This is a genomic window from Citrobacter sp. R-1.5.2 (assembly GCF_035064245.1).
In the GTDB taxonomy this organism is placed as follows: domain Bacteria; phylum Pseudomonadota; class Gammaproteobacteria; order Enterobacterales; family Enterobacteriaceae; genus Citrobacter.
In genome coordinates this window covers 78,573-87,064 of the sequence record NZ_JASEYC010000018.1, presented here as the reverse complement: position 1 = coordinate 87,064, position 8,492 = coordinate 78,573, and the positions used below count along the sequence as shown (strand labels likewise).

8 protein-coding genes and 1 tRNA gene are annotated in these 8,492 nt (G+C 52.0%); 7 read left to right on the top strand and 2 right to left on the bottom strand.

Translation table 11 applies throughout. The features are described 5' to 3' along the window. The first annotated feature begins 122 nt into the window (after nt 1–122). A tRNA-Trp gene (locus tag QMN38_RS23040) sits at nt 123–198 on the top strand. A gap of 102 nt (nt 199–300) precedes the next feature. Here QMN38_RS23040 and hdfR read toward each other — a convergent pair. Further along, the gene (hdfR, locus tag QMN38_RS23035; RefSeq protein ID WP_271449840.1) at nt 301–1,146 is read right to left on the bottom strand and encodes an HTH-type transcriptional regulator HdfR; all 846 of its coding nucleotides are present in this window, start codon (nt 1,144–1,146) and stop codon (nt 301–303) included. A 106-nt stretch (nt 1,147–1,252) separates the two neighbouring features. Here hdfR and maoP point away from each other — a divergent pair, with 106 nt between their 5' ends. Continuing rightward, nucleotides 1,253–1,591 carry a macrodomain Ori organization protein MaoP gene (gene maoP / locus QMN38_RS23030; protein ID WP_003018025.1) on the top strand — a complete coding sequence of 113 codons (339 nt, stop codon included), beginning with the start codon at nt 1,253–1,255 and terminating at the stop codon, nt 1,589–1,591. Between the two features lie 24 nt (nt 1,592–1,615). Here the strand turns inward: maoP and QMN38_RS23025 are convergent, their stop codons facing one another. Then, nucleotides 1,616–3,136, bottom strand: a complete 1,521-nt coding sequence (locus QMN38_RS23025; RefSeq protein WP_271456886.1) for a YifB family Mg chelatase-like AAA ATPase — start codon at nt 3,134–3,136, stop codon at nt 1,616–1,618. Nucleotides 3,137–3,488: 352 nt separating this feature from the next. On the opposite strand from QMN38_RS23025, the gene ilvL reads away from it, so the two are divergent. The 5 genes from ilvL (at nt 3,489) to ilvD (ending at nt 8,491) form a co-directional block, all read left to right on the top strand. Next, complete coding sequence (gene ilvL, locus QMN38_RS23020) at nt 3,489–3,587, top strand: ilv operon leader peptide (RefSeq protein WP_001311244.1); 99 nt, start codon at nt 3,489–3,491, stop codon at nt 3,585–3,587. 139 nt (nt 3,588–3,726) lie between these two features. Further along, nucleotides 3,727–5,373 (top strand): acetolactate synthase 2 catalytic subunit, encoded by a 1,647-nt coding sequence (ilvG, locus tag QMN38_RS23015; RefSeq protein ID WP_137383193.1) that lies wholly within the window; start codon nt 3,727–3,729, stop codon nt 5,371–5,373. After that, nucleotides 5,370–5,633: an acetolactate synthase 2 small subunit gene (gene ilvM / locus QMN38_RS23010; RefSeq protein ID WP_003018017.1), complete on the top strand. Its 264-nt coding sequence runs from the start codon at nt 5,370–5,372 to the stop codon at nt 5,631–5,633. The genes ilvG and ilvM overlap by 4 nt, the downstream gene beginning before the upstream one ends. Before the next feature lie 17 nt (nt 5,634–5,650). Further along, on the top strand, nt 5,651–6,580 hold the full coding sequence (locus QMN38_RS23005; RefSeq protein WP_271440989.1) for a branched-chain amino acid transaminase: 930 nt from the start codon (nt 5,651–5,653) through the stop codon (nt 6,578–6,580). Between the two features lie 60 nt (nt 6,581–6,640). Then, entirely contained in the window at nt 6,641–8,491 is a 1,851-nt protein-coding gene (gene ilvD / locus QMN38_RS23000; RefSeq protein ID WP_271440990.1) for a dihydroxy-acid dehydratase, read from the top strand. Nucleotide 8,492 lies beyond the last annotated feature (1 nt).

Sequence of the window (8,492 nt, the reverse complement as noted above, 5' to 3'; positions counted from 1 at the left end):
TAGTTCAGTTGGTTAGAATACCTGCCTGTCACGCAGGGGGTCGCGGGTTCGAGTCCCGTCCGTTCCGCCACTTATTAGAAAATTAAGCCTGCTACTAAGCAGGCTTAATGATAAGAAAATTTAGGGGCGTAGCTCAGTTGGTAGAGCACCGGTCTCCAAAACCGGGTGTCGCGAGTTCGAGTCTCTCCGCCCCTGCCAGAAATAATCCTTAGCATTTTTGCTAAGGATTTTTTTTTACCTGAACATTTTGTTCGAGATCTTCCTGTTCATTGTTTCCCGGCATCCTTGCCAGCGTTTTCATTAATCTTCCAAAATATTTGTTTTCAGCAAATCACGAATTAGCGCATGTTTGTCGCTATTTTGCAGCCAAACCGCATATAACGGACGTGAAAGCGTCGTACTGTCAGTAACTGTGTGAAGATCGCTTTTGGTTCTGGCCCAGTTGACGGGAAGCCAACTAAACCCCTTAATTACAGAAAGTTGCTGTCTTGCCAGTTCTGCAGAACTGGTGGTAAGTACCGGTACTTCATCTCCTGCAATCAATCCCGCTTCGTGCTGCTGAAAATCCGGTCCCCATTCCAGACGCAGATAATTCAGTTCATCTTTGGTTTGCGAAGGGGAACTACAATAAAGCGCCAGCGTGAAATATCCCAACAGTTGGCTGCTAAATTCGTCCATTTTTGGGGTTTCTGTCGTAATTAGCAGATCCAGTTGTCTTTCATGGAGCTGCTTTACTAACGACTGACGCTGAGCTATTCGCGCTTCAAACTGCAGGCTGGATTGTGGCTCCTGAGATTGGTATAAACGCCGCAACCAGTCATTGAGCATGCATTCCCAAAGGGATGCACTGGCACCGATCGAAAACTCGTTGTGCCGCGAGGTATTTGCGACCTCCTTACGTGCTGCTTGCCACGTATTCATCAGCGTTTCTGCGTAAGGCAATAATTTCTCACCCGCAGCGGTCAAACGAATATTGTTTCTGTGTCGGGTGAACAGGTTCACACCCAGTTGATTTTCCAGTTGTCTGATCCGAAAACTTACTGCCGACTGGGTCAGGTAGAGCGCTTCAGCTGCCCGACCAAAGTGGCGTGTCCGGCTAACTTCCAGGAAAGTTTTTAACAATTCCGTATCCACAACGCGCTCCATAAAATTATTTGTCGTGATGATTTAAATCTTTTGTTTGACGCTCTGTCAAGCGTAACTAATACTCCGCGCCATAAATAGCTCGGCCAAAGAATTAGGAGCGTGCAGGATGGCGGAAAGCTTTACGACGACTAATCGATATTTCGACAATAAATATTACCCCCGCGGATTCTCCCGTCATGGTGATTTCACCATTAAAGAGGCACAGCTGCTCGAGCGTCATGGCTATGCCTTCAACGAGCTGGATCTGGGCAAACGTGAGCCAGTAACTGAAGAAGAAAAATTGTTTGTTGCGGTATGCCGCGGTGAACGTGAACCGGTTACTGAAGCTGAACGTGTGTGGTCCAAGTACATGACGCGTATTAAGCGTCCGAAACGCTTCCACACTCTGTCTGGCGGGAAACCTCAGGTAGAAGGTGCAGAAGATTACACCGAATCTGATGATTGATAAAAAAGGGCGTAAGCCCTTTTTTTATGCCTGTAATTTCTGCAGGTGAATTAATAACCGATCTATCGCCCGATAAGCAACGGCCTCCTGTAAGTGCAGGCGGGTGATATGGTCGCACTGTTCAATATCCGCAATTGTACGTGCGACTTTTATCAGACGTAGCCAGGCGCGGATGGACAATCCAAGACGAGCTAACGTGTCCTCAAGCCAGTGCGCATCATCTCTACGAAGCATGCAAAATTTATGTATATCCTGACTGTCCAGATACGCATTTAACTTATTTTGCCGCTGGTACTGACGTTCCCGTGCAGCCAGAACGCGTTGTTTTACCGTAGCGCTGTCTTCTCCTTTCACCGCGCACTGGCTGAGTATGCCTGGGGGTGGCAAGGGGATTTCGAGGGAGAGATCAAAGCGGTCAAGAAAAGGCCCTGATAGTCGATTGAGATAACGCAGCGTCTGTTCTGAACTGCTGCGGTTATGGTTCCCCTGATAATGGCCCGTTGGGCTGGGATTCATAGCAGCAATCAGTTGAAAACGCGCTGGGTAGGTTATTTTAGCCCGCGTGCGGGACAAATGGATCTGTCCAGACTCAATAGGCTCGCGTAGTGCATCCAGCGTGCGTCGCTCAAACTCAGGTAATTCATCCAGAAATAATATACCGTTATGCGCCAGGGAGATCTCTCCCGGGGCGGGAATAGAACCACCCCCCACCATTGCGGTTAATGAAGCACTGTGATGGGGAGAACGAAAAGGGCGTTGCTTCCACTGTTTTTGTATCGTATCGGAATTGACCAGACTGAGGATCGCTGCACTTTCCAGCGCCTCATCGTTGCTAAGTGGAGGAAGCAATCCTCTGAGGCGGCTGGCCAGCATGGTCTTTCCCGTACCCGGAGGGCCGATAAGCAGGAGGTTGTGACCACCTGCGGCGGTGATCTCCAGCCCCCGTTTGCCCTGTTCCTGACCGATGACATCACTGAGATCCTCTGGCGAAGGTTCGGCGGTAAAGTCTGCAGATTGCGGTTTATCTAAATCATGCTTTCCTTCCAGAAATGCGCATACCGCCTGCAGGTGATCGGCAATCAAGCACCCTTCACCGTGTATTAGGCCAACTTCTGCGGCATTCTCTTTAGCGACAATGATTCGCCGGCCTGCACGAATCGCTTCGGTTGCACTTGATATAGCGCCTGGAACGCCGCGTAAAGCGCCTGTAAGCGCTAATTCGCCTACCAGCTCATAGGTATCGAGATTATGGGTTGTAAGCTGCTCAGAGGCGACCAGAAGCGCAACGGCGATAGGTAAATCATATCGCCCCCCTTCTTTGGGGAGGTCAGCCGGAGCCAGGTTGATGGTTATCTTCCTGGCGGGGAATTCATACCCGCTATTAATAATTGCACTGCGTACCCGATCGCGAGCCTCTTTCACTGTCGTTTCAGGTAACCCCACCATGGTTAAACCAGGCAGGCCATTACTAATATGTACTTCGATGGTAATGGCTGGTGCATTCACGCCGAGGGCGGCGCGTGTGTGAACAATCGATAGTGACATAACCCCTCCTGATAGGAATATTATGTCTCAATAGATATTGGCAAGATTCTGCATAATTGGTGTTTTTAGATGCTTATTCCTGTGTTTTTGTGCACTCAGGTATTGTTTGCACTATGTCTGGAATCTCGCTCGCAAATGCGTATGAGTGTGCTGAGAGAAGGGATCGCAGATTGTGCTGATGCGCTGAAACGTGAAATATTTTCATTTTATATTTTTTGTATAAAAAACAACGGTATTTATCTAAACCGTTAACGGCGTCAGAAAAATGAAAACAAAAATATCTTGTGCTATTCGCAAATTCTATGGTAACTCTTTAGGCATTCCTTCGAACAAGATGCAAGAAAATACAAAAATGACAGCCCTTCTACGAGTGATTAGCCTGGTCGTGATTAGCGTGGTGGTGATTATTATCCCACCGTGCGGGGCTGCACTTGGACGAGGAAAGGCTTAGAAAACAAGCCTTAACGAACTAAGACCCCCGCACCGAAAGGTCCGGGGGTTTTTTTTGACCTTAAAAACAGATACGAGGAGCAGAAAGTGAACAGTAGCATAAAATTCTGTTTCTCAAGATTTACGGCGGGGATGTAACTATGAATGGGGCTCAGTGGGTGGTACATGCGTTGCGTGCACAAGGGGTTAAAACCGTTTTCGGTTATCCTGGTGGCGCAATTATGCCGGTTTACGATGCGTTGTATGACGGCGGCGTAGAACACCTGTTGTGCCGTCATGAGCAGGGCGCGGCGATGGCGGCTATTGGCTATGCCCGCTCTACAGGTAAAACCGGTGTATGCATCGCCACTTCCGGTCCAGGTGCTACCAACCTGATTACGGGTCTTGCTGATGCGCTGTTAGATTCCGTTCCTGTTGTGGCCATCACCGGCCAGGTTGCTGCACCATTCATCGGAACCGATGCGTTTCAGGAAGTGGACGTGCTGGGTATGTCGCTGTCCTGCACCAAACATAGCTTCCTGGTCCAGTCACTGGAGGAGTTGCCGCGCATTATGGCGGAAGCTTTCAACGTGGCGAATTCCGGTCGTCCGGGGCCTGTTCTGGTTGATATCCCGAAAGATATCCAGTTAGCCAGCGGTACGCTGGAACCGTATTTCACGACCGTAGAAGATGCGGCCGCATTCCCTCATGCTGACGTTGAGCAGGCGCGTAACATGCTGGCGCAGGCGCAAAAACCGATTCTGTACGTAGGTGGCGGCGTTGGTATGGCACAGGCGGTTCCTGCCCTGCGTGAATTTATCGCGCTGACCCAATTACCGGTCGCTTGTACGCTGAAAGGTCTGGGCGCAGTTGACGCTGATTATCCGTATTACCTGGGAATGCTGGGGATGCACGGAACCAAGGCCGCGAATTTTGCGGTGCAGGAATGCGACTTACTGATCGCTGTCGGGGCACGTTTTGATGACCGGGTGACTGGCAAGCTGAACACATTCGCTCCGAATGCCAGCGTGATCCACATGGATATCGATCCGGCTGAGATGAACAAACTGCGTCAGGCGCACGTAGCGTTACAGGGCGATTTAAATACGCTCCTACCGGCATTACAACAGCCTCTGAATGTTGACGCCTGGCGTCAACACAGTGCAGAACTGCGCGCAGAGCATACCTGGCGTTACGATCATCCGGGTGAGGCCATCTATGCGCCGTTGTTGTTAAAACAGCTGTCGGACCGTAAACCTGCGGATAGCGTTGTTACAACGGACGTTGGCCAGCATCAGATGTGGTCAGCACAGCATATGACCTACACCCGCCCGGAAAATTTCATCACCTCCAGCGGGCTGGGAACGATGGGCTTTGGTTTACCTGCCGCTGTTGGCGCACAGGTGGCTCGCCCGAATGATACGGTAATCTGTATCTCCGGTGACGGTTCCTTCATGATGAATGTACAGGAGCTGGGCACCGTAAAACGCAAGCAATTGCCGTTGAAGATCGTCTTACTCGACAACCAACGGTTAGGCATGGTTCGACAATGGCAGCAGCTGTTTTTCCAGGAACGTTATAGCGAAACCACGCTCACCGATAACCCCGATTTCCTCATGTTGGCCAGTGCCTTCGGCATCCCAGGTCAACACATCACCCGTAAAGACCAGGTTGAAGCGGCTCTCGACACTATGCTGAACAGTGAGGGGCCATACCTGCTTCATGTCTCAATCGACGAACTTGAGAATGTCTGGCCTCTGGTACCACCAGGTGCCAGCAACTCAGAAATGCTGGAGAAATTATCATGATGCAACATCAGGTCGCCGTTGAGGCTCGTTTCAATCCGGAAACGTTAGAACGTGTTTTACGCGTGGTACGCCATCGTGGTTTTCAGGTGTGCTCCATGAATATGGAAGCCGCCAGCGATGCGCAGAATATAAATATCGAATTGACCGTTGCCAGCCCCCGGTCGGTCGACTTACTGTTTAGTCAGTTAAGTAAACTGGTAGATGTTGCACACGTTGCTATCTGCCAGAGCACAACCACATCACAACAAATCCGCGCCTGAGCGCAAAAGGAAGAAAAATGACGACGAAAAAAGCTGATTACATTTGGTCTAATGGCGAGATGATTCGTTGGGAAGACGCGAAGGTTCACGTGATGTCCCACGCGCTGCATTACGGTACTTCGGTATTTGAAGGCATCCGTTGCTACGACTCTCACAAAGGGCCGGTGGTGTTCCGTCATCGCGAGCACATGCAGCGTCTGCGTGATTCAGCCAAGATCTATCGTTTTCCGGTCTCTCAGAGCGTTGATGAACTGATGGAAGCATGCCGCGCGGTGATCCGCAAAAACAATCTGACCAGCGCCTATATCCGTCCGCTGGTGTTTGTTGGCGATGTAGGTATGGGCGTTAACCCGCCTGCGGGATACACCACGGATGTGATTATTGCTGCGTTCCCGTGGGGCGCTTACCTTGGTGCAGATGCTCTGGATCAGGGGATTGATGCCATGGTTTCTTCCTGGAACCGTGTTGCACCAAACACTATCCCTACCGCGGCTAAAGCGGGCGGTAACTATCTGTCTTCGTTGCTGGTGGGTAGCGAAGCGCGTCGTCATGGTTATCAGGAAGGTATTGCGCTGGACGTGAATGGCTATATCTCCGAAGGTGCCGGTGAAAACCTGTTTGAAGTTAAAGACGGCATTCTGTTTACCCCACCATTTACCTCTTCTGCACTGCCAGGCATCACGCGTGACGCGATCATCAAGCTGGCAAAAGATCTCGATATCGAGGTGCGTGAGCAGGTACTTTCCCGTGAATCGCTGTACCTGGCTGACGAAGTGTTCATGTCCGGTACCGCGGCGGAAATCACTCCAGTACGCAGCGTCGATGGTATCCAGGTGGGCGAAGGCCGCTGCGGTCCGGTCACCAAACGCATCCAGCAAGCCTTCTTTGGCCTCTTCACCGGTGAAACAGAAGATAAATACGGCTGGTTGGATCAGGTTAATCAATAAACATAAATTTGGGACGGCACGCACCGTCCCAATTATTAGACAGACGGGAGTTAATCAAGCATGCCTAAGTATCGTTCTGCCACCACCACCCATGGCCGTAATATGGCGGGTGCCCGCGCATTGTGGCGCGCCACCGGGATGACCGATGACGACTTCGGTAAACCGATTATCGCTGTGGTGAACTCCTTTACCCAGTTCGTGCCAGGGCACGTGCATCTGCGCGATCTCGGTAAGCTGGTTGCCGAACAAATTGAAGCTTCAGGCGGCGTAGCAAAAGAGTTCAACACCATTGCTGTGGATGACGGAATTGCCATGGGCCACGGGGGCATGCTGTATTCACTGCCGTCGCGCGAGCTGATTGCCGATTCGGTCGAGTACATGGTTAACGCCCACTGTGCCGATGCGATGGTCTGCATCTCCAACTGCGACAAAATCACCCCCGGGATGTTAATGGCCTCTTTGCGCCTGAATATTCCGGTGATCTTTGTTTCCGGTGGCCCAATGGAAGCCGGGAAAACCAAGCTTTCTGACCAAATCATCAAGCTCGACCTGGTTGATGCGATGATTCAGGGCGCGGACCCGAAAGTCTCTGACTCACAAAGCGAACAGGTTGAGCGTTCCGCCTGTCCGACTTGCGGCTCCTGCTCGGGGATGTTCACCGCCAACTCGATGAACTGTCTGACCGAAGCGTTGGGTCTGTCGCAGCCGGGTAATGGTTCGCTGCTGGCGACTCACGCTGACCGTAAGCAACTGTTTCTCAATGCCGGTTCGCGTATCGTCGAGTTGACCAAACGCTACTATGAGCAGGATGACGCTTCCGCTCTGCCGCGCAACATTGCCAGCAAGGCGGCGTTTGAAAACGCTATGACCCTGGATATCGCAATGGGCGGCTCCACCAACACCGTTCTGCACCTGCTGGCGGCAGCGCAGGAAGCGGAAATCGACTTCACTATGAGTGACATCGACAAGCTGTCCCGCAAAGTCCCGCAACTGTGTAAAGTGGCACCGAGTACGCAGAAATACCATATGGAAGATGTGCACCGCGCGGGCGGCGTGCTGGGCATCTTAGGCGAACTGGATCGTGCCGGGCTGCTGAACCGTGATGTGAAAAACGTGCTGGGTCTGACGCTGCCGCAAACGCTCGATCGGTATGACGTGATGCTGACCAAAGATGACGCGGTGAAAAAGATGTTCCGCGCAGGCCCGGCCGGCATCCGTACCACCCAGGCATTCTCGCAGGATTGCCGTTGGGATACGCTGGATGACGATCGCGCCGAAGGTTGTATCCGCTCGCTGGAACACGCCTACAGCAAAGATGGTGGCCTGGCTGTGTTGTACGGTAACTTCGCGGAAAACGGCTGCATCGTGAAAACCGCAGGCGTGGATGACAGCATCCTGAAATTCACCGGCCCGGCAAAAGTGTATGAAAGCCAGGACGATGCGGTTGAAGCAATCCTTGGCGGCAAAGTGGTTGCCGGCGACGTGGTGGTGATTCGCTACGAAGGGCCGAAAGGCGGACCAGGGATGCAGGAAATGCTTTACCCAACCACCTTCCTGAAATCGATGGGTCTGGGCAAGGCCTGTGCCCTGATAACAGATGGCCGTTTCTCCGGCGGTACTTCGGGACTCTCTATCGGTCACGTTTCACCGGAAGCGGCCAGTGGCGGTAATATCGCGATTATCGAAGATGGCGACATGATTGCTATCGATATCCCGAATCGTGGCATTCAACTGCAACTGAGTGATGCGGAAATCGCTGCGCGCCGTGAAGCGCAGGAAGCACGCGGTGACAAAGCCTGGACACCAAAAGATCGTCAGCGTCAGGTTTCCTTTGCCCTGCGCGCCTATGCCAGCCTGGCAACCAGCGCCGACAAAGGTGCGGTGCGCGATAAATCGAAACTGGGGGGTTAAG